The sequence below is a fragment of the Streptomyces sp. NPDC087901 genome, assembly GCF_044742205.1.
Lineage (GTDB): Bacteria > Actinomycetota > Actinomycetes > Streptomycetales > Streptomycetaceae > Streptomyces.
Map to the genome: position 1 here is coordinate 173173 of NZ_JBIUUC010000005.1, position 20183 is coordinate 193355.

At 69.8% G+C, this 20183-nt stretch carries 25 protein-coding genes and 1 tRNA gene; 9 read left to right on the forward strand and 17 right to left on the reverse strand.

The annotated features are described in order from the left end of the window. The first annotated feature begins 26 nt into the window (after window positions 1–26). The gene (locus ACIOEW_RS17950; RefSeq protein WP_401964583.1) at window positions 27–734 is read left to right on the forward strand and encodes a DUF2470 domain-containing protein; all 708 of its coding nucleotides are present in this window, start codon (window positions 27–29) and stop codon (window positions 732–734) included. Window positions 735–963: 229 nt separating this feature from the next. Here the strand turns inward: ACIOEW_RS17950 and ACIOEW_RS17955 are convergent, their stop codons facing one another. Then, the gene (locus tag ACIOEW_RS17955; RefSeq protein ID WP_401964584.1) at window positions 964–1461 is read right to left on the reverse strand and encodes a hypothetical protein; all 498 of its coding nucleotides are present in this window, start codon (window positions 1459–1461) and stop codon (window positions 964–966) included. A gap of 58 nt (window positions 1462–1519) precedes the next feature. Continuing rightward, window positions 1520–2620 (reverse strand): M20 family metallopeptidase, encoded by a 1101-nt coding sequence (locus tag ACIOEW_RS17960; protein ID WP_401964963.1) that lies wholly within the window; start codon window positions 2618–2620, stop codon window positions 1520–1522. Between the two features lie 268 nt (window positions 2621–2888). On the opposite strand from ACIOEW_RS17960, the gene ACIOEW_RS17965 reads away from it, so the two are divergent. Continuing rightward, complete coding sequence (locus tag ACIOEW_RS17965; protein WP_401964585.1) at window positions 2889–3803, forward strand: LysR family transcriptional regulator; 915 nt, start codon at window positions 2889–2891, stop codon at window positions 3801–3803. A gap of 24 nt (window positions 3804–3827) precedes the next feature. Here ACIOEW_RS17965 and ACIOEW_RS17970 read toward each other — a convergent pair whose 3' ends face one another. Continuing rightward, entirely contained in the window at window positions 3828–5021 is a 1194-nt protein-coding gene (locus ACIOEW_RS17970; RefSeq protein ID WP_401964586.1) for an alkene reductase, read from the reverse strand. Window positions 5022–5073: 52 nt separating this feature from the next. On the opposite strand from ACIOEW_RS17970, the gene ACIOEW_RS17975 reads away from it, so the two are divergent. After that, window positions 5074–5451, forward strand: coding sequence for a MerR family transcriptional regulator (locus ACIOEW_RS17975; protein ID WP_350989803.1), 378 nt, complete (start codon window positions 5074–5076; stop codon window positions 5449–5451). Between the two features lie 106 nt (window positions 5452–5557). Here ACIOEW_RS17975 and ACIOEW_RS17980 read toward each other — a convergent pair whose 3' ends face one another. Together ACIOEW_RS17980 and ACIOEW_RS17985 are read right to left on the reverse strand one after the other, a co-directional pair. Further along, window positions 5558–5899, reverse strand: coding sequence for a DUF5713 family protein (locus tag ACIOEW_RS17980; protein ID WP_362545877.1), 342 nt, complete (start codon window positions 5897–5899; stop codon window positions 5558–5560). Window positions 5900–6061: 162 nt separating this feature from the next. Further along, window positions 6062–6622, reverse strand: coding sequence for a helix-turn-helix domain-containing protein (locus ACIOEW_RS17985; RefSeq protein ID WP_401964587.1), 561 nt, complete (start codon window positions 6620–6622; stop codon window positions 6062–6064). A 108-nt stretch (window positions 6623–6730) separates the two neighbouring features. Here ACIOEW_RS17985 and def point away from each other — a divergent pair, with 108 nt between their 5' ends. Both def and ACIOEW_RS17995 read left to right on the forward strand, forming a co-directional pair. Then, a complete protein-coding gene (gene def / locus ACIOEW_RS17990; RefSeq protein WP_401964588.1) occupies window positions 6731–7390 on the forward strand; it encodes a peptide deformylase in 660 nt (219 codons plus the stop codon). A gap of 405 nt (window positions 7391–7795) precedes the next feature. Then, window positions 7796–8050, forward strand: coding sequence for a hypothetical protein (locus ACIOEW_RS17995; RefSeq protein ID WP_401964589.1), 255 nt, complete (start codon window positions 7796–7798; stop codon window positions 8048–8050). 360 nt (window positions 8051–8410) lie between these two features. Here ACIOEW_RS17995 and ACIOEW_RS18000 read toward each other — a convergent pair whose 3' ends face one another. Both ACIOEW_RS18000 and ACIOEW_RS18005 read right to left on the reverse strand, forming a co-directional pair. Further along, a complete protein-coding gene (locus ACIOEW_RS18000; RefSeq protein WP_401964590.1) occupies window positions 8411–8965 on the reverse strand; it encodes an MOSC domain-containing protein in 555 nt (184 codons plus the stop codon). Further along, window positions 8962–9276, reverse strand: coding sequence for an NIPSNAP family protein (locus ACIOEW_RS18005; protein WP_362545866.1), 315 nt, complete (start codon window positions 9274–9276; stop codon window positions 8962–8964). The genes ACIOEW_RS18000 and ACIOEW_RS18005 overlap by 4 nt, the downstream gene beginning before the upstream one ends. On the opposite strand from ACIOEW_RS18005, the gene ACIOEW_RS18010 reads away from it, so the two are divergent. Further along, window positions 9266–9406, forward strand: a complete 141-nt coding sequence (locus ACIOEW_RS18010) for a hypothetical protein (protein WP_401964591.1) — start codon at window positions 9266–9268, stop codon at window positions 9404–9406. The genes ACIOEW_RS18005 and ACIOEW_RS18010 overlap by 11 nt on opposite strands. Before the next feature lie 122 nt (window positions 9407–9528). Here the strand turns inward: ACIOEW_RS18010 and ACIOEW_RS18015 are convergent, their stop codons facing one another. The 4 genes from ACIOEW_RS18015 to ACIOEW_RS18030 all read right to left on the reverse strand — a co-directional run bounded on the left by ACIOEW_RS18015 (window position 9529) and on the right by ACIOEW_RS18030 (window position 11972). After that, window positions 9529–10128 carry a hypothetical protein gene (locus tag ACIOEW_RS18015; RefSeq protein WP_362545860.1) on the reverse strand — a complete coding sequence of 200 codons (600 nt, stop codon included), beginning with the start codon at window positions 10126–10128 and terminating at the stop codon, window positions 9529–9531. Between the two features lie 167 nt (window positions 10129–10295). After that, on the reverse strand, window positions 10296–10769 hold the full coding sequence (locus ACIOEW_RS18020; protein ID WP_362545857.1) for a carboxymuconolactone decarboxylase family protein: 474 nt from the start codon (window positions 10767–10769) through the stop codon (window positions 10296–10298). 85 nt (window positions 10770–10854) lie between these two features. Continuing rightward, window positions 10855–11787, reverse strand: coding sequence for a class A beta-lactamase (bla, locus tag ACIOEW_RS18025; RefSeq protein ID WP_401964592.1), 933 nt, complete (start codon window positions 11785–11787; stop codon window positions 10855–10857). 66 nt (window positions 11788–11853) lie between these two features. Then, window positions 11854–11972 (reverse strand) — tRNA-OTHER (locus tag ACIOEW_RS18030). 175 nt (window positions 11973–12147) lie between these two features. Here ACIOEW_RS18030 and ACIOEW_RS18035 point away from each other — a divergent pair. Beyond that, window positions 12148–12336 (forward strand): DUF6381 family protein, encoded by a 189-nt coding sequence (locus ACIOEW_RS18035; RefSeq protein WP_362545852.1) that lies wholly within the window; start codon window positions 12148–12150, stop codon window positions 12334–12336. A gap of 138 nt (window positions 12337–12474) precedes the next feature. Here ACIOEW_RS18035 and ACIOEW_RS18040 read toward each other — a convergent pair whose 3' ends face one another. The 6 genes from ACIOEW_RS18040 to ACIOEW_RS18065 form a co-directional block, all read right to left on the reverse strand. After that, the gene (locus ACIOEW_RS18040; protein ID WP_362545850.1) at window positions 12475–12873 is read right to left on the reverse strand and encodes a DUF6221 family protein; all 399 of its coding nucleotides are present in this window, start codon (window positions 12871–12873) and stop codon (window positions 12475–12477) included. A 189-nt stretch (window positions 12874–13062) separates the two neighbouring features. After that, complete coding sequence (locus tag ACIOEW_RS18045) at window positions 13063–13509, reverse strand: nitroreductase family deazaflavin-dependent oxidoreductase (RefSeq protein WP_362545847.1); 447 nt, start codon at window positions 13507–13509, stop codon at window positions 13063–13065. A 409-nt stretch (window positions 13510–13918) separates the two neighbouring features. Next, entirely contained in the window at window positions 13919–14434 is a 516-nt protein-coding gene (locus ACIOEW_RS18050) for a lytic polysaccharide monooxygenase auxiliary activity family 9 protein (RefSeq protein WP_401964594.1), read from the reverse strand. A 300-nt stretch (window positions 14435–14734) separates the two neighbouring features. After that, complete coding sequence (locus ACIOEW_RS18055; RefSeq protein WP_362545841.1) at window positions 14735–15250, reverse strand: DinB family protein; 516 nt, start codon at window positions 15248–15250, stop codon at window positions 14735–14737. Between the two features lie 41 nt (window positions 15251–15291). Then, complete coding sequence (locus tag ACIOEW_RS18060; protein WP_401964596.1) at window positions 15292–16074, reverse strand: DUF4389 domain-containing protein; 783 nt, start codon at window positions 16072–16074, stop codon at window positions 15292–15294. 156 nt (window positions 16075–16230) lie between these two features. Beyond that, window positions 16231–16851, reverse strand: a complete 621-nt coding sequence (locus tag ACIOEW_RS18065) for a VanZ family protein (protein ID WP_401964597.1) — start codon at window positions 16849–16851, stop codon at window positions 16231–16233. A gap of 196 nt (window positions 16852–17047) precedes the next feature. On the opposite strand from ACIOEW_RS18065, the gene ACIOEW_RS18070 reads away from it, so the two are divergent. Together ACIOEW_RS18070 and ACIOEW_RS18075 are read left to right on the forward strand one after the other, a co-directional pair. Continuing rightward, window positions 17048–18577, forward strand: coding sequence for an SDR family oxidoreductase (locus ACIOEW_RS18070; protein ID WP_401964598.1), 1530 nt, complete (start codon window positions 17048–17050; stop codon window positions 18575–18577). Between the two features lie 67 nt (window positions 18578–18644). Continuing rightward, the gene (locus ACIOEW_RS18075) at window positions 18645–20018 is read left to right on the forward strand and encodes a cryptochrome/photolyase family protein (RefSeq protein WP_401964600.1); all 1374 of its coding nucleotides are present in this window, start codon (window positions 18645–18647) and stop codon (window positions 20016–20018) included. Window positions 20019–20183 lie beyond the last annotated feature (165 nt).

Sequence of the window (20183 nt, forward strand, 5' to 3'; positions counted from 1 at the left end):
GCCGCCCTCCCTTCAGGAGACCTTGGATGCGCCCTTCCAGTGCCCGCAACACGCAGCCGACTCCAGCCGAACGCATGCGGTCGATCCTCATCGCAGCCCATTCGATGACGGTGGTGAGTGACGGCCTCGAACCCATCGAGGTTCATCGTCTCGACGGAACGGGCGCCATGGGCCACATCCACCTCCACGAACCGTCCGGGACAGGCCCCGCCCATCCGGCCGCGCCCGTCCCGGTCCGGCTGGAGTTCACGGACATCGCACCCACGCCCGTACGTGACCGGCTGCGGGCCCGCGTCACGATGACCGGACTGCTGGCCGCCCGCTACGACGCGGATGTCACGGACAGCATCTGCATGGAGTTCGGCCAGGCGGTTCTCGACGACGCCGCCGGCCGCACATACGTCACACTGTCCGCGCTCCATGAGGCGACTCCCGATCCGGTCACCACACATGAGGCGGACATGCTGACCCACCTCGTGGACAGTCACGCAGAGCTCGTACCGCTGCTGCTGCGCCTCGTACGCCCCAGGCCGGACAAGAGCATGCGGCGCGCCCTGCCCGTGGCGCTGGACCGGTACGGCATCACCCTGCGCCTGGAGTACCGGCGCACGCAGCGCGACGTGCGGCTGCCGTTCGCGACGCCCATGACCGAGATGGATCAGGCCGGCCCCCGGATCCACGCCCTGCTGGCAGCCGCCCGACGCGCTTCCCACCCCAGCCGGCTGTCCGCCTGACGGCGCACGAACCTGCGCCTCGCCGTGTCCGCGGCGGGTCGGCAGAGGCGATTCGCCCCCGCCCCGTCGGACACCAGGGCGACCGCGACCTCGCGCGGGCAGCCGTCGTGGAGGACGTGGGATCCGGCGGCGCCGAGGCGGGCCCGGTCGCGGCACATTTCCTGCGCGACCCGGTCCGCTTCGCCGACTGCGGTGCTTCAAGGGGTGCGTGGGCCGGCCGCGTCCGGGGTCAGCGCCCCGCGCCGTTCGCTGCCGCCCGGCTCAGCAGAGGTTCGGCCAGGGCAGGTTGCATGCCCATGGCCAGGAACGCCAGGCGTCCGGCCCCTCGCCTGTCGACCTCGAACCGGTGGAAGGCCATGAGGAGCGACCGCGTGACCATCACGTTGAGCGCCGTCACCTCGCTCCATGCCACGACCCCACGCGGCCTGCCGAACAGGTCTGTGACAACCAGACCGCCCGGGAACAGGTAGCACCTGCGGAGCCCCAGCCTGGCGGACACGAGGCCCCATGCGCGGGTGAGCCCCCACACGGCGAACGCGATGCCGGTGACGACAACGCCCTTGGTCAACGCCGCCGTTGGCTGCTTGACGACCAGGAGGACGAGCAGCGCCAGGCAGAGCATCATGAGCGCCCGCCGTCCCGTCTGCGCCAGCGCGCCACCCACTCCCGCGACGGCGTAGTCGCCGCACACCTCGCCCAAACCGAACCCGCTCACGCCTGGTCTCATCCGAATCGTCTCCTTGGAGGATGTGTCACGGTCAACTGGGCCGGTACGGACGAGCACGTCATCGCCTCGTCCGTGCGATGAGTTCGGCGAGCAGCCGGGCGCGGGGAACCATCCGGGTGACATCGACGTACTCGGAGTCCGCGTGCGCTCCGGCACCCACGGCCCCGAGGCCGTCCAGCGTGGGACAGCCCATCGCCGCGGTGTAGTTGGCGTCGGATGCGCCACCTACGGACGCCCCCCTCAGCGGTTCCTGCCCCTGTTCGGCAGCGATCCGGGACGCCAGGGCGAACAGGGCGGCGGAGGACTCCGGGCCCATGGGCGGCCGCTGTCGGCCGCCCCGCACTTCCAGTCGCGCACCGGGGATCCGGGGCGTCATCCCTCGCACCAGCACGTCGATCGTCTCCTGCGCCGCCGCGCTGGGCGCCCGTACGTCGACCGTCAGCCGCGCCAGTGCGGGAACGGTGTTGCGCGCGCTGCCCGCCGACAGGAGGGTGGGGGTGAGGGTTGCCGCGCCCAGGGGGCCGCCGTCCACGGCCGCGGCGGCCGAGGCGCCCAGGCCGGCGACGGAAAGTACCTGGTGAGCGGCCTCGATGGTGGCATTGACCCCCTTCTCGGGTTCCTGGCCCGCGTGGGCGGCCTTGCCGTGCACCACGATCTCGTAGCGCGACGTGCCCTTCCGGGCGGTCTTGAGCGCGCCACCGTCGTCGGCCGACGCCTCCAGCACGAACGCGGCGGCGCACCCGGCGGTGGACTCCTCGATCAGCTGACGGGACGTCGTGGAGCCCACCTCCTCGTCCCCGTTGACGATCACGCACACGCCTTCCGGCGAGGGGAGGGACGCCAGCGCGTGGAACATCTGCACCAACCCCGCCTTCATGTCCAGAACCCCGGGCCCGCGCGCCCTGCCGTGCGCCACCGACCAGGGGCGCCTGCGGATCGAGCCCATGGGCCACACCGTGTCGTGATGTCCGACCAGCAGAACCTTCGGGGTGCCGAAGGACCACCTCAGGTGGCTCACTCCCCCGATCACGATCCGGTCCGGCGCGACCCCTAACAGGCGGGCCCCGAGGGCGCCGACCACCTTGGCGCTGCGCGCCACCGCCACCAGGTCGGACGAGAAGGACTCGCACCGCACGAGCTCCTCCGTATCGGCCAGCATCCTCGGCAGCGAGAGGACCTCCGCCCCCGTCACCGGGCCCGCCTCTTCGTTGCTTCTCCTTGTGACAACACACGTCCCCCTGGGGCTATTTGGTCCATGGATGAAGTGGCGGTACGCGCATCCGTACTGCAACACCGCCGTGCGTCCGACGTTAGGGCGGTGCCCGGCATACCACCAGCGACTGGATTGCATGGAAGCCATGCGCCCGAGGAATGGGAGGGGTGAGAATGGTGGGCGGGAACGTCGACAACCGGAAGTTGGTGAGCGGGTGTTAGAGAACGATGCGCTCCGGCTGCTCGTGGCCGTGGCGAAGTGCGGTTCGTTCACACAGGCGGCGATCCGGCTCAACTACACGCAGTCCGCGGTGTCCCGGCGGATCGCCACACTGGAACAGCAGGCGGGCGGCCCCTTGTTCGACCGGCTGCCCAGGGGCGTACGACTCAATTCCGCCGGCCGCGCGCTGCACCGGCACGCCACCGAAGTGCTGGACCGGCTGGCGAGGGCGGAGCGCGAACTGGCGGTGCTCCACGCCGGGCAGGGCGGGCTGCTGCACGTCGGCGCGTTCGCCACCGCCAACATCTCCCTGGTACCCGGCGCACTTCGGTCGCTCCGCGACACCCGGCCCGGGGTCGAGGTCGCGGCGTCCGAGGGTCCGACCGACCTGCTCATGCGGCGGCTCACGGACGGCGCCCTCGACCTGGCCGTCGTCAGCGACTATCCGTCCGGCCTGCCGCAGGCCGACGGCGTCACCACGACGGTGCTGTGCGAGGACGAGTTGTGCGTCGTACTCCCCCAGGGACACCGGCTGGCCGGAGCCGGTACGTTCGACCTGCGCGAACTGCGCGAGGAGGCCTGGCTCCAGAGCGCTTACGGCGATCGCCCGACGATGCTCGCGGACGCCTGCGCCCGAGCGGGCTTCACCCCCCGGAAGGTCATTCGCATCGCGGAATGGACCGGCAAGTTCGGCTACGTCGCCGCGGGGCTGGGGGTGGCGCTCGTCCCCTCACTGGCCGCCCGGGCCGTCCCCGGCACACTGGTCCTGTGCCGGCTCACCGACCCGGCTCTGCGCCGGACCGTGCACGTCGCGCTGCCCACCACGCCGCTCCCGGCCGCTCTGGAGCTGCGCGACCTGCTGCGTACCGCGGCCGGCCTCCAGAGCCTGGTGCCCGGCATGCGCAGCTGACCGGACAGTCCCGCGGCGGCGACATCATCGCCCGGCCCCCGCGGCGGCAGTGCTCGGAACCGATGTGCCGCCGCCCTCCGAGGGCCGACGGCCGCTGACGGAGCCGACGCGTCCGAGCGGGGGATAGTCGTTGTACCCCTCTGCCCCGTGTACGTGCATCAGGAACTCCGGGCGGAGCTCGTTGAGCGGTGCTCCTGTGCGCAGTCTCTCCACGAGGTCGGGGTTGGCGAGGAAGCCGCGGCCCAGCGCGATCAGGTCGGCGCCCTCTGCCAGGAGTCGCTCCCCGCGACTCATGCCGCCGTCGGCCGCCGCCTCCTCGCGTGACAGCGCCGGATTGGCGATCAGCGTGCCCGGCCAGGCACTGCGGATCTCCGCGAAGAGGGGCAGGCCCGGATCGGCCCGGACCAGATGCAGATAGACCGGGGCGATGCGCGCGAGGGCGGGCAGGAGCGCCGCGTAGACGGCTTCGGTGTCGCCCTCTTCGACACTGTTGACATCCGTTCCGGGCGAGATGCGCACACCGACCCGTTCCGGGCCGATGGCCTCCGCGACGGCCCGCACCACCTCGACGGTGAAACGGGTCCGGTTCGCTGCCGGGCCGCCCCACTCGTCGGTCCGGCGGTTGGTGTTCCCGGCCATGAACTGGTGCAGCAGATGGCCGTTGGCCGAGTGCACCTCCACCCCGGAGAAGCCTGCCTCGACGGCGTTGCGGGCGGCAGCAGCGAAGTCGGCGATGGTGGACCAGATGTCCCGAGAGGACATCTCACGGGGCTCGACGGCGTCCTGGAGCCCGCGCGGTGTCGGCAGCGTCTCCGGGAAGCGCACGGCGGACGGTGCGAGCTGGATCCGACCGCTGGTATCGGGGTGCCCCACCCTGCCGCCGTGCTGCAACTGCAGGAACATCGGGCTCCTGTGGGACGTCGCACGCACCGCTTCGGTGACCCGGCGCCATCCGGCGATCTGAGCGGGACTGTGGATGCCCGGGATGTGGGGGTAGGTCTGCCCCTCGGCGTTGGGGGTCGTGGCCTCGGCGATGATCAGACCGGCCGAGGCGCGTTGTGCGTAGTGGGTGGCCATCAGCTCGCCCGGGACTCCGTCGGCCCCTGCGCGGTTGCGTGTCAGCGGCGCCATGACCAGGCGGTTGGCGAGTCCGAGACCACCGAGGCGGGCGGACTCGAAGAGACGGGATGCGGCGGGCAGCTGTTGTGTGTGCGTCATGCCGGTACCGTAGAACCTGACACTGATGTGAGATTCAAGTCGTGGGGTGGACATGCGAATCGGTGAACTGGCGGCTCGCACAGGTGTCGGCGAGCGTTCGTTGCGCTACTACGAAGAACAGGGGCTGCTGGCGGCCGACCGGACACCAGGCGGTCACCGCGACTATCCAGAGAGAGCCGTCGACCGGGTCATCCGTATCCAGGAGCTCTACGCGGCCGGTCTCCACAGCTCGAAGATCGCACGGATTCTGCCCTGCATGCGCGACGAGGACGGCGGGCCGTCCCTGCGCGCCACCCCGGCACTGGTCTCCGAGCTCACCACCGAGCGCGACCGCATCGACCGCATGATCACCGACCTGCTCCGCTCCCGCGAGGTTCTGGACGAGGTCATCGACACGGCAGCAGGCCACGCTCCCGCGGAGCCCGCGTAGACCGGAGTGCGGACCGGGCGCGTACCAGCGGCGCACGGCCGCGCGGTCCCGGTGCGCCCACGTCCTCCGGTCAGCCCTTCCGGTGCCGGCCGCTCCGGACCGATCCTCACCAATCACGAGCGGCGACGAGCTCTTCCGTATCGGCGTCATCGAACCCATAGGCCTTGGCCACGAACCAGAAGTCCTCGGATATCTCCTCGCGCGCCACGGTCTCGATCTCGCTTCCCGCCGCCTCGAACTCGGCCTCCAGCTCGTTGAACTCCTTCGTCGCCACCTCCGTGAGCACGTACAGCGCCGTCAGGTCCGAAGGCTGCTCCGTCTCTATCCGCTCGCACAGGCCCAGGAGGATCCTTCGGCCCATGTCCACGACGTGATCCGGGAAGTACCCGTCCTCGTACAGACCCTGCAGAAACGCGTACGACTGCACCTGCTGGTTCGCGATCGACATGATGAATCCCCACCTCTTCGAAGAGCCGATGAGGCGATTCTCCACCGCGCCACTGACAACGGGTCGCACGCAGGCCACCGAGACGGCCGGTACGCCATCGCGCGCCCCGTCCACCGATCCTTCCCGGTCACACGGCTGCGCGCGCTCGGGCCGGCCGGCCACTCACCGGCCGAGAATCGGGAACAGCCGGGTGACCGCGGCCACGGCCACGGTGCCGTCGGGTCGCCCGTCCCGGTCGCGGTAACCGGCCACCAGGCGGCGGATCGAGGCGCCGAGTTCGGCCATCTCGTCCGGGGTGAGGTGGACCACGGCGCTGAACGACTCGTCGCGCTGCCACTCGTCCGGCGCCTGCTCCCGGTGGTCCAGCCAGTACTGATAGCTCGCGTCCTCCAGTCCGCGCGCCGGCCCGGCGAACTCCTCCGGCGCATCCGTGACCAGCCCGTCAGTCCCCTCGGCAGCCGTCCAGCGAAGCCGCCACGGCCGCGCCCGGCCACCGCTGTGGGGCACTTCCTCGATGAGGCCGTGCCGGGCGAGCTGGCGCAGATGGAAGGAGCACAGACCGGAGCTGTGACCGAGGCGGGCCGCGGCCTGGGTGGACGTGACCGTGCCGGTCTCGGCAAGCAGATCCAGGAGGGCAACGCGTATGGGGTGATCGGGGAGTTGCCGGCGGGCGCGATGGAGCAGGGGGTCCACGCAGGGAAGTTGACGGTTCTCGTCGCTCATTTTGCAAAGAGTGCTACTTTGCAAAGCATTCGGTCAAGCTACTGCGTGGGCCGGCCGCTGCCCACGGCTTCGGTCGTCCGAGGCATGTGCGGAAGGCGTTGATGCTCCATGACGGTTCGGTTCGACAACACTGCGCAGGACCGCCGGGTGCGCGTGCTGGGAGAACCGGTGGATTCCTATCCGCGGTTCGCACCGGAGGCCGAACGGGGTTCGGTGCGCCGCATCACCGTCGTCGGGGAGGAGATCCTCCGGCGCCGGTGTACGGAGGTCACCCGGTTCGGCACGGCGGAGCTGTCGCAGCTGATCGACGACATGTTCGCCACGAATCAGGTGGCGGAAGGTGCGGGGCTTGCGGCCAACCAGGTCGACGTCGATCTCCAGTTGTTCGTGTGGGACATCACGGACGAATGGGGAGTGCGCCATGTCGGGCACATCACCAACCCGGTCCTGGCGGAGGTTCCGGCCGGGGAGCGCCGCCTGGTCGAGGAATCCGAAGGGTGTCTGTCCGTGCCGGGTCCCTACCGGATGGTGCCCCGCCTCGACCGTGCCGTCGTACGAGGCCGGGACAGGAACGGTGCACCGCTGGTGATCGAGGGCCGCGGGTACTTCGCGCGATGTCTCCAGCACGAGACCGACCACCTTCGCGGTCAGCTGTATCTGGACCGGCTGGCCCAGCGGGAGCGAAAGGCGGCCCTGCGTGAGATGGCGGCGTCCAAGGACGAGACGTTCGCCCGACGGGCCGCCCTCGCCGAGAAGCTGGGCAAGTAGCGCCGTCCTCGCAGGGCCATCCGGACGAGGGGCTGGAGCCTGTTCGGGAAGGTGCTGACGTGTGAGGTCGGCCGTTCACTGAAGTGCCGGGCGGCCGTCCAGGTGGTGAGGTCGCGTTCGATCCACCGCGTCGAGGCCGGCCTCAGCCGAATCGCGGACTCTGCAACGACTGAAGCGCGATTCGCCCTGGGCTCGGCCGCCGGGTGGCTGTGTTTCACAGGCAACCACCGGTGAAACAACACCTGATCGCGCATCCCTCGCAGTCAAGTCCAGTCAATTCTTGGACTTAAGGAGTGAATTCGTCGCAAGACATGTGAAACGGCGACCGCGCCGAGCGGTAGCAATGGATGCGGCCCGGGACTATGACACGAACTCTCACACCCAGGAGGAAATGTGATCAGGAAAATGACGGTCGTCGCTGCCGCTGCCGCTGGCCTCGTGTTCGCGAACGCGGGTTGGGCTGTCGCCGACTCGGGCGGCTACGACGGAGATCACGGGCGAAGCGGAAACTCCGGAGTCGCATGCGTCGCCGGTAAGGACGCAAGATTCTCCAACAACTGCGGCAACACCAACATCTACCGCCCTAATATCCTTATTCTGGACAACTTGCTTAACCTGCTCTCGCCTCCCACCACCGGTGGTGGCGGGGGCAACAACTGACCCCTGCCCCACCCTGACGTGCCCTGCCTCGGCCTGCCCTGGCCACCGGGTACGGAAAGCGGCACCCTCTCTGGACCGGCGAGAAATCGGGCCAGGGTGCTCTCACGCCATCAGCCCCAGCGCCGCCCTCCCCCACGGCCGCCGCTGGAGCTGACTGCTACCCGGGGCTATTCGGAGGCATGCGCGCAGTGCCCGCAGCGAGCCGTCCTTGGCGTTCAATCCAGCAGCACTACCGGGGGCCGCTCCCAGCCCCGGTGCCAGGCCAGGATGGCACCGGGCTGCCTCCGGTCGGGTCACAGCCATGCGTGGATCGCCGCGATGTGGACGGTTGCCTCGAAGCGGACCTCGAGCTTGTCAGCCCTAGACGCGCTCCAGCGGTCGGTGCGGGCCTGCGGGCAGATCCACGCCGATCGGGTCACCGGGTCGCACCCGGCCGCCCTGCCGGACCACGCCCATGATCCCGGACTTGAAAGTGAAGTCCCCGGTCGCGAGGTCGATCTCGAACATCTCGTTCAGGAGGCCCGGCCGAAACGTGTTGATCTTCGAGCACGGGTTGCGCAGCCCTGTGACTTCCACGATCGCTTGCTCGCCCAGGTTCAGCAGCGCACCTGTGGGCAGACCGAGCAGGTCGATCCCCCGGGTGGTGATGTTCTCGCCGAGCTCGCCCGGGGCAACGGCGTGACCCTTTCCGGCGAGTTCGTCGAAGAGCTCCTCGTGCATGAGGTGCACCTGGCGCAGATTGAGCAGCTCCGGTTCGTACGTCATGCGGAACTGGTGCCTGATGGTCTCCCCGGCGTGGACGTCGTCCTCTACGCCGAGACCGGCGAGCAGGGTGATTCCCGCCCGGTTCGGCTTGCTGAACGAGTACGTCCCGTTGCTGCTCACAGCGGTCACTCGCGCAGTCGTGGTGCTCACTTCTCCCTCACGTCGAGGGGGCGCAGGAAGCGGCGTTCGTACCGTCGGATGCATCGCGTGCGGCGCGCCAGCTCGAATGCGGCCTGGCACTCGGGGTCGGTGGCGCTGTCGGTGCGGTAGCGCTCGTATTCGGCGAAGCCGGGGAACGAGAAGAGCGCGTAGGCGATGTCGCTGTCACCCTCACTGGGCAGAAAGTAGCCGTGGTGGGTGCCGCCGAACCGGTTGACGAGTGCGACCCATCGCCGGCCGTACTCCTCAAAGTCCTCGATGCGGTCGGGGTCGATCTCGTACTTCAGATGAATGGTGATCACCGACGACATGATGCCTCAGCGGTCGCCCGTCCCGGACGGGTGGATGCTGCGGACCCATGCTGCGGTTCAGCCGTGGGTCGACCGGGTCAGGTCATGGGGCACCGTCATGGGCAACCGCACCGCCGCCTGACACGCCTTGCTGCGGGCGCGACCGGCTGGGCACGGTCGGAGTGCACGTCCCTTCTCCTCGGGTACGTGCACTCCGACCGTGCCCTGATCACAGGCGCGGGCCGCGGTGGGCCCGGCCGGCCGTCAGCTCTTGACCGGCCATTCCAGCGGGGCGGCGGAGAAGCCCTGGCTCAGCTGGACCGCCGCAGCCTTCTGGCCCTCGGGGACAAGGAATGCCTTGCAGATCTTCTCCGACTGCCCCGCGCTCAGCTTCTTGGCCGAGTCGGGCGCCGGGCAGTTCGGCCATTTGGCCTCGCCCATCATGACGATGAGGGCCCTCGTGCGCTGGCCCTTGTCCGTCTCCACGACCAGGTCGTCGTCCATGTCTCCGACCTCCATGGCCTTGCCGCTCTTGTGCGTGACGGTCGCCCACACGTACACCGGGACCCTGGGGCTCTTGTCCTTGTCGATGTCCAGGCCGGACTTGTCCATGTCGGCCTTCGTCCCCGTCTCCACCTTCGTGGGCGTGACCGTGTACGTGCTGTCCTTCGAGTCCTTCATGGTGCTCTTCTGCGGCGGGCTGGCCTCACCCAGGCTGTAGGCCTTCTCGCTGTCCGACGCCTCGGAGCCGGACCCGGACCTCTTCCTGCCCTTGGCCGAATCCGTGCCGTTGCAGCCGCTCAGCACCACGGCCAGCGCCAGAGCGCCCACTGCGGCAGGTACCGCTCGAGTCCACGTACGCATAGCTTCCTCGTTCCCCGTTCAACATGCTCGTGCGCCCGGCCCGGGGACATACAACTCCCCACGCCGGGTCATCGGTTCAGGCGCACGATCCTGCCAGAGGGTACGGCCCGGGCCGCACCAGGGTCCGCGGCCGACCGTTTCGGGCCGGGCACCCGTCGTCGTCCGGGCTATCCGAACTGGCCGGGCTGGTAGTCACCGGCGGGCTGCCGGACGATGACGTTCACTCGGTTGTAGGTATTGATGAGGGCGATGAGGACCACCAGCGCGGCAAGCTGGTCCTCGTCGTAGTGCCGGGCGGCGTTCGCCCATGCCTCGTCCGAGACGCCTCCGGCCGCGTCCGCGATGCGGGTGCCCTGCTCAACCAGTTCCAGCGCCGCACGCTCGGCGTCGGTGAACACCGTCGCCTCCCGCCAGGCCGCGACCATGTTGAGGCGGATCGCGGTCTCCCCGGCGTGCGTCGCGTCCTTGGTGTGCATGTCCGTGCAGAAGCCGCAGCCGTTGATCTGACTTGCGCGGATCTTCACCAGCTCCTGGGTGGCGGCGGGCAGCGTCGAGTCCGAGACCACCTTGCCTGCCGAGTTGATGTACCGCAGGAACTTGCCCCCGACCGCGTTGCCGAAGAGGTTCAAACGAGCATCCATGGTGCGCTCCCGTGCCGTCGTGGATGAATACAGCTCTCTGACGGAGCAGATCGGCAGGACGTGACAGAAACTGAAATGCCGATGTCTACGACATCGCGTCGGCCACGATCGATGCCGCCTCGGCGATCAGAGCGTCATCGTACGAGGCGTCCTCGTCCAGGCGGTTCGACATGATCGCCACCACGATCGGGGCGGCATGGGGCGGCCACAGCACGGCGATGTCGTTTCGGGTGCCGTACGTACCGCCTGCCCCGGACTTGTCCCCGACCAGCCAGCTCTCGGGGACCCCCGCCCTGATGAGTCCGGCTCCGGTGGTGCTGTTCCTCAGCCACTGCGTGAGCAAGGTGCGCTCGCCCTTGCCGAGGGCGTCACCGAGGACGTAGGCACGAAGCCCGGTGGCGAGGGCTCGCGGTGTACTGGTGTCACGCGTCTCCCCCGGCGTCCAGTCGTTCAGGTCCGGTTCCTTGCGGTCCGTCCGCGTCTCGTCGTCACCCAGCTCGCGGAGCTCGGCCTCAAGGCCTTCGGGCCCGCCGAGCCGATCGATCAGGAGGTTGGCAGCGGTGTTGTCGCTGAAGCGGATGGCTGCCTGGCACAGCTCGTTCAGACTCATGCCCGAACCGGTGCGCTGTTCCGTCCTCGGTGAGTGGCTCACCAGGTCTTCGCGGGTGAAGCGGACCGTCTCCTCTCTCTCCTCCGGTGTGTGCGTGCGCAGCACGGCACCGACAGCCAGCGCCTTGAAGGACGAGGCGTGGGCGAAGCGCTCCCTGTCCTTGTACGTGACCTCGCGTCCCGTCCCGGTGTCGACGGCATGGACACCGACCCTGGCGTCGAACCTGCGCTCGAGCTTTCGCCACTGATCCGCCGACGGCGTCGGTCCGATGCCGGGGGACACGGCCCGGGACGGCGCTCCCTCCGGCGGACGGGACGGTGCGGCGGCGTCACCGCAGGCAGCCAGTGAAGCGACGGACGACAACGCGAACAGGGCCGCGACGAAACGCCGCGCGCGTACGTACTGCATGGGTCTGCCTTCCCTCTTCTGCCGGCCGTGTCCGCTTCCGGCCGGCCCGGTGCGGTGGGGCGGTTGCGAGGCCGACGGGATTCGAACCCGTGGACAGGCAGGGGCAGGTCCGCCCGCACCCCGTCAGTCGTCGTGAGAGGGACCTCCCCCACGACGATCGCAATGGGCCGCTCTGCCACGGCCTCGCAACCTACGGGACCGCGCGGTCCCGACCCCGCAGAGCATAGGCAACCGCGGGACAGGGGCACGACCGGTTCGCGCACCGTGTTCCGTAGCGGCGGGTGACCGTTCGAGATGCAGGTGTGGGTAGGCGCTGATTCGCTGGGGTGGTCGGCTCTCCCCCGAGACCCAGGAGCGATCATGAGTGTTGCGGATGAAACCGGCGGCCGTGCCGAACGTATTCGTGCCAAGGCACAGGAAATGAAGGAGGAAGCCGAGCGTGTCTCCGATCCGCAGGAGCGCCGGCGTCTCGAGGACAAGGCACGCCGGCTCCAGGAGCGGAGCGATCAGGTGTCCACCAAGGGTGAAGGCGGCACGAACCCGCTCTGAGTGACGGTGGTGCCCACCGGACGGTGGCCCCTCGTCGTGGTACGAGGGGCAGCCGGCCCTTCCCCGCGGGTGGCCGGGTCCGCGGGTCCGTCCGGCCGCCTCTCCGTCCGCGCGAGGCGGCCCCCGGGACCGGTGGTCCTACTGCGTGAACCTGGGCAGCCATTTCACCTGGTAGCCGGGGTGCCCCGCGTGTTCCGCGGCCATCTGCCGGACCACGAACCCCAGGCCGAAGGCCCGGCCCGAGGGAAAGTCCCGCTCGGGGCGGTCGACGTCCAGGGAGGCCACCTCCGCGTACTCGTCCAGGAGCACCCGGCTGGTCTCGATGCGCTGGAGGGTTCGCGCGGGATCCTGCAGAGCGATGTGGTGGTCGTAGCCGTGCGTCCTCAGAGTGAAGGCGATGGCACCGGTCCGGTCGTGGATCTCGCCGGGCACCTCGGCCGGGCACCGCCACCCACCGCCGCCGGCCGCGCGTGCGACGCCTTCTTCCTCGTCGAGGCGCGCCCGGACGAACGCGACCAGCTCGGAGTTGTCTGTCATCTGGTTGTGCATCCTTCCGCTCGGCCCCACCGCCTCAGGAGCCGTGCTGGAGAGTATCCCGTCGCGCTGCCGCACTCGTACGCAACGGCCGGCCTGCAACGGTGGCGTCCCGTCCGGCTCTGCGCAGCCGGACGGACCGACCGCACCCGTACCGGGGTGAGCCCGGCCCGTCCGTACGTTCCGTGATACTCAGTGGCCGCCGTCCACGGGCTCCAGGACGAGGACCGGGATCTTCCGGTCGGTCTTCTCCTGGTAGTCGGCGTAGTCGGGATACGCCTCGACGGCGCGCTCCCACCAGAGCGCCTTTTCGTCCCCGGACACCTCACGGGCGGTCATGTCCTGACGCACCGGGCCGTCCTGCAGTTCGGCGCGTGGGTCGGCGGTGAGGTTGTGGTACCAGACCGGGTGCTTCGGAGCCCCGCCCAGTGAGGCGACCACCGCGTACGAGCCGTTGTGCTCGACCCGCATCAGGGGCGTCTTGCGGATCTTCCCGCTCTTGGCCCCCAGTGTCGTCAGGACGATCACCGGCATGTCCCGCATGGTCGTCCCCTCCGTCCCGCCCGAACTCTCGTACTGCTCGACCTGGTCGCGCACCCAAGGGGTGGGGCTCGGCTCGTACTCGCCCTGAAGCGGCATGGCAGCTGTCCCGTCGTCGACGTCCGTCCGCGGCATCGTGTCGGCCGCGGACCCTCATCATGGCTTCAACAACACCGGCCACCGAAAAATCCCGGTCCCCCGACGTGTCGGGCCCTTCGAGGGGCCCGCGCGGGTCATTCGGCGTCGGTATAACTCATGGCCCGGTTCCCCATGGCACTGTCGTTCGCCGAGTGGTGAAAGGTACGGATCCTGTGCACGTCGCGCTCCGGTCGAGTTCCGGCCTGACCCACTGACCGGCGATGGTGTCGTCCTCCGTCCGTCCCGCGCGTCAGGTCGCGGGCCGTATACCGGCGACGCCACAGGAGCCCCCACCCTGGGCAGGGTGGGGGCTCCTGTGGCTCCTGTTCCCGCCGGTGTGCGTGTGATGAACGGTGGGTCGTGCGGGCGTTCAGCTGACGTCGACGTCGATGCACGCGTAGAAGGCGTTGGACGTGTCGGCGATGTTCCACACCGCGAGGACCTTCTGCTTTCCGGTGTGGCTGCCGAAGTCCACCTGATGGGTGACGGTGGCACCGGGCTGGGCGCCGTTGTCGTTGAATTCGGCGATCTTCTGGCCACCGGCGAAGTACTGCCAGGTGCTGGTGGAATGGCGGGCGGTCAGCACCCACTGGAAGGAGGTGCTCCGGCTCACCGGAGTGACCTTCCAGCCCTTGGAGTCGTCGTCGAGTTCAGCGAACCTGCTGTTGCCGCCGCTGCAACTGGTCAGACCCTTGGGGCCCTCCACGCTCTGGGGCTCGTACTTTATGTCGCCGCAGCTGACCGTTCCGGCGGCACACTGGGCCTGCCTGCTGGGGGGTGACGAGATGTAGCCGTGGGCACTTGCGGAGCTCGCCGGGAGGCTCAGGGCGAGCACCGGTGCGAGTAAGGCACCGATGACTGCGGCAGTCTTCCTTTTCGCGTGCATGCTTCTCCTTCACATGAGGCATCGCTGCACGCGGGCGGACGGTGGGGAGCCCGGAAGCGGCAGTCCAGCCTCTCAGGTGTGGGGCCAAGAGGCGCGAAGGGCACGGCAGGATCGCCTGGCCGGATACACCCTGGAAACGGGGCGTCCGACGCCGACCCTGCACTTGGACTAGACCATACCCATCGAGGCGTGGCCGTCAAGTGCACGGCGGCGAAAGAGAGTTCGGCGCGCGAAGTGGCTGGATCGGTACGGCTGCGGGCGCACGGACGGCTCCGCAGCCGTACCGTCACCCTCGGCCCCTCAGTCCCCGGTGACTCCGTCCAGCCGCTCACGCACCAGATCGGCGTGGCCGATGTGGCGCGCGTATTCACCGATCATGTGGACGTGCACGAGGCGCAGCGAGAAGACCTCGCCGTTGTGGACGAACGTGTCGTCGAACGACGCACCGGCGACGATCTCGTCGGCCAGGCGGCACTCCTCGACCAGCCGGGCGTAGTCCTCGGCGGCCAGGGCCGGATCGAGGTCCTCGAAGTCCGCGTCCTTGCCCTTCTGCGGGTCGTACATCGGCGCGAGGTCCTGACCGGCGAACCGCTGCCGGAACCAGGTGCGTTCGACCTTGGCCATGTGGCGCACGAGTCCGAGGAGCGAGAGGTTCGACGGTGGTGTGGTCCGCTCGGCAAGTTGCTCGCCCGTCAGGCCTGCGCACTTCTGAAGCAGGGTGCCGCGGAACCATCCCAGGTATCCGGTGAGCATCTCGCGCTCCGCGGCGACGAGCGAACCTTCGGTACGTGTGGCTTCAGGTGCTGTCCATGTCATCGGACGATCATGCCGGTCGGCAGATGGTTCGCACGAGTCCTTTACGCCTGCATGTGGTAGTCGGTGTCGTCCGACGACGAGCGGGTCACGGACGTGGTGATGCTGCCGATGAGCCCGACGACCAGGAAGAGGACCAGCAGCGCCTTGCCGGCGGTGCTCATGACCAGGGGCCGGGTCGCGGAACGCCCCTGCTGTTGCGGTACGGAGAGGGCGTCCTCGCCGAAGAATCCCTTGGGGTAGGCGGGGCTGAGCATCATCACGTACGCGGACACGCGCATCTCGTAGCGGAGGGTCGCCGCCGTGGCTTCGAAGAGGGGACGGGGCATGCGCCCGAGGATGAGTGTGATGAGCCACCACACGATCGCCAGGGCGTACCAGCCGGACGTGACCAAACTCTGCACGACGGCGGCGGGGATCACCAGGATCAGCCGGAAGAAGACGGCCAGCCGGTTGAGCCGCGTCGGACGGACGTCGATCCGCACCGGATGGTCCGGCGGCTGGGTCAGGGTGAACGGCGGATAGCTGTCGACGAGGAGCATGCCGCTTGCGGCGACCCTCGTGCGGTAGGCGAGGGTCGCCGCAAGGAATTGGAAGACGGGTTCGGGCAGCCTGCCCAGAACCAGGGCGGCGAACCAGCCGAACACCACGGTGAAGAAGGCCGCGATCTCCAGGAAGAACAGCACGATGAAGTGCGGGATCAGCAGCAGGAGACGGACCAGGACGGTGAGCCTGCGCTGGCGGGCCGGCTCGATGATGTCCAGAACCGGCAGGAACTCCTCCGCGTCCCCTGCCCGGCGCCCCGGACTCCACTGCGCGTCGGCCATGTCGTTCCCCTTCGGCGGGTGATCCGTACGGCCGCGGGACAATGCGGCGTCACCCCACGCTGGGACCACCCGGGCGAACCTGCAATCGGCCACGGGCCGATCGAGTGCCCGGCCGGGGGCCGGTCGGCTGCCGCACCGCCGGGCCCCGGTTCCGGGTCATCCCTTGCGGACGCGTCTGCGGGTGAGGCCCGCCCGTACTCCCTGCCGCACCCGCGTCCAGGACGCGGCCGCCCGTCCGGTTCGCTTCCCGGTCCGGGGGCGGGCGGGCTTGGGCCGCCGGGTCCGGGCCGGGGTGGCCTCGCGCCCGGGTTCGGCCGCGAGTACGTGGTAACGGTGGCTCAGCCGCCGCCCCAGCAACAGATAACCGAGCAACGCACCCGTCGTGTTGAGAATGACGTCGTCGACGTCGAAGGCCCGCCCCGCGACCAGCGCCCCCTGCACCAGTTCGACCACGATGATGACCAGCACGGTCAGCAGGACCATGCGGACCATGCGCAGCCGCCGTGGCACGAGGACGGGCAGCAGAACACCGAACGGCATGCCCAGCACGAGGTTGCCGCCGGCCTGTTTGCAGGCGGCAAGGAAGGTGTAGTCCTCGGCGTACTGCCGGAGCGAACGTCCCGGGCGGAGATTCGACGTCACGAGATCCTCCGAGGCGGGCGAGGGTGTGAGCGTCACCTTCGCCAGGACGACGGAGAATCCGACCATGGCCACGAAGGCCGTCACCAGGATGGTGATCTGGAGCAGAACATGACCCCATGCTCTGCGCCGTGTCACGTTGCGCGCGCCTCTTCCCGCCTCTGCGTTCATGGGCGACAGGTGCCCCCGACCGGCCGCACCACACCTGGTCCTGCCGCTCCGGGCACTCGCACCGGCGCATGCGGTACGGGTGGGCGCAGGCCAGACTGGTCTGAGCCGCCGGGCACGCGAACGGCACGGCGGGCACGGCTGGACGAGACGATGCGGAGATCTCATGACGAGCGACCGCGGCAATCAGCCTCCGCGCTGCCTGGTCACCGGCGCCACCGGCTACATCGGTGGGCGGCTGGTCCCGGAACTTCTTGCGGCGGGATACCGGGTGCGCTGTCTGGCCCGCAGCCCGGACAAGCTGCGGGACTACCCGTGGGCCGATGAGGTGGAAATCGTCCGCGGCGACGTCACCGACGCCGGGTCGCTGACCCCCGCGATGCAGGGCATCGACGTGGCCTACTACCTGGTGCACGCCCTGACGGCCGGCGGCGGTTTCGAGGAGACGGACCGCAGGGCCGCCACGGTCTTCGGTGAACAGGCACACGCGGCGGGGATCGGCCGGATCGTCTACCTCGGCGGCCTCACCCCTTCCGGCGTACCCGAGCAGGAACTGTCACCACACCTGCGCTCACGGGCCGAGGTCGGCAGGATCCTGCTGGCCTCCGGCGTCCCGACCACCGCTCTGCGGGCCGCGGTCATCATCGGATCCGGGTCGGCCTCCTTCGAGATGCTGCGCTATCTCACGGAGCGGCTGCCCGTCATGGTGACGCCGAGCTGGGTGTCCACGCGGATCCAGCCGATCGCCGTGCGGGACGTGCTGCGCTATCTGGTGGGCAGCGCCCGGATGGAGCGGGAGGTGAGCCGCACCTTCGACATCGGCGGGCCGGACATCGTCACCTACCGGGACATGATGCAGCAGTACGCGGAGGTCGCAGAGCTTCCGCACCGGCTCATCCTGCCCGTTCCGATGCTGACCCCACGGCTGTCCAGCCACTGGATCGGCCTCGTCACACCCGTGCCGAGGTCGATCGCGCGCCCGCTCGCCGAATCGCTGCGGTACGAGGTGGTGTGCCGGGAACACGACATCGCACAGTACGTCCCCGACGGCCCCGGACAGCCGTTCGGCCTCGACAAGGCGCTGCGGCTGGCACTGCAACGGGTCCGGGAGGCACGGGTCACCACCCGATGGTCCTCCGCATCGGTGCCCGGCGTGCCCAGCGACCCACTGCCCACCGACCCCGACTGGGCCGGCGGCAGCCTGTACACGGATGTACGCGGCCTCGACGTCGACGCGTCCCCGGAGGCTCTGTGGCGGGTCGTCGAAGGAATCGGCGGCGATCACGGCTGGTATTCGTTCCCGCTCGCCTGGGCGGTGCGCGGGTGGCTCGACCGGCTGGTGGGAGGGGTCGGACTGCGGCGCGGGCGGCGGGACACCGACCGGCTGCGCGTGGGTGATTCGCTGGACTTCTGGCGGGTCGAGGAGATCGAGCCGGGCCGCCTGCTGCGGCTGCGCGCCGAGATGCGGCTGCCGGGTCTGGCTTGGCTGGAGATGTACGCGGAGCCCGACGGCCCGGGCCGCTCGCGCTACCTCCAGCGCGCACTGTTCCATCCGCGCGGGCTGCTCGGCCACGCGTACTGGTGGAGCGTGTGGCCCTTTCACTCGATCGTGTTCGGCGGCATGGCCCGCAACATCGCCCGTTCGGCAGCAGCCGCAAGGTCACCCGAACCGGCGAGCGCCTCGGTGTCGCCCTGACCGGTGCGCACGCGGACGGCCTGGGGCGGCAGCATGGCAGGTCCCCGGCCTCCCCAGGAGTTGTGCCATGAGCGTAGCGGTCGTCCTGTTCACTGCCGATCTCCGGCTGCACGACCATCCGCCGCTGCGGGCGGCGCTCGCTTCGTCGGACGAGGTCGTCCCGCTGTTCGTCCGTGACAGCGCGATCGAGGCGGCCGGCTTCGGCGCCCCGAACCGCCTGGCCTTCCTCGCCGACTGTCTGCGGGACCTCGATGCCGGGCTGCGTGAGCGGGGCGGCAGGCTGGTGGTCCGCTCGGGCGATGTCGTCGAGGAGGTGGGCCGGATCGTCGCCGAGACCGGTGCTGCGGACGTCCATCTCGCGGCCGGCGTCAGCGCGTACGCCCGTCGTCGCGAGGAGCGGCTGCGCACGGCGCTCGAGGCCGGCGGGCAACGGCTGCACGTCCACGACGGCGTGATCACCGCGGTCGTGCCCGGCGCCGTGACGCCGGCGGCATCGGACCACTTCGCCGTGTTCACGCCGTACTTCAGACGCTGGTCCGCGGAAGGGGTACGGGAGGCCTTCGCCGCACCACGTGCCGTGCCAGTCCCGGACGGACCGGGGTCCGAGGCCCTACCGGCCCGGGGTGAGGTGTCCGGTGTGTCGGAGGGGCTGGCCGAGGGCGGGGAGCGGCAGGCCCGCACCCGGCTCGCCGCATGGCTCCGCCACGGGCTCGCCGCGTACGAGGAAGGTCACGACGACCTGTCCGGCGACGGCACGTCCCGGCTCTCGCCGTATCTGCACTTCGGCACCCTGTCCCCCGTCGAACTCGTCCACCGGGCCCGCGCGGCCGGCGGGGCCGGGGCCGAGGCCTTCGTCCGGCAGCTGTGCTGGCGCGATTTCCATCACCAGGTCCTCGCGGCCCGGCCCGCCGCGTCCCGGCAGGACTACCGCACCCGGCACGATCACTGGCGGTCCGGGGCGGAGGCAGCCGATGACATCGAGGCCTGGCGGCAGGGGCGCACCGGCTACCCCGTGGTCGACGCGGCGATGCGCCAGCTGCACCACGAGGGCTGGATGCACAACCGCGGACGGCTACTCACCGCGGGCTTCCTGACCAAGACGCTGTACGTGGACTGGCGCATCGGCGCCCGGTATTTCCTGGACCTGCTGGTCGACGGCGATGTCGCCGACAATCAGCTGAACTGGCAGTGGATGGCCGGGACCGGTACGGACAGCCGCCCCAACCGGGTTCTCAACCCCGTGACCCAGGGCAAGCGCTACGACCCGGACGGCGACTACGTCCGCCGCTGGGTGCCGGAGCTGGCGGCGGTGTCCGGGCCCTCCGTGCACGAGCCGTGGAAGCTCCGAGGGGCGGGGCACGACCGGCCGGACTATCCGCGGCCGGTGGTGGAGCTGGCCGACGGCCTGTCCCGCTTCAGGCGGGCCCGAGGCCTGGACTGAGCGCCGCACGCGCCTCGGAGCCGAAGCGGGTGAGCGCGGCCCGCGTCCACAGGGATTGCTCCGGCGCTGCGTCCGCCGCGCCGCACCGGGGGCAACGCCGCCCGGCCGGCCGGGCGGCGGCGAAAATGCTGACGTGCCGACTCCCACCGCATCCACCGAACCTGC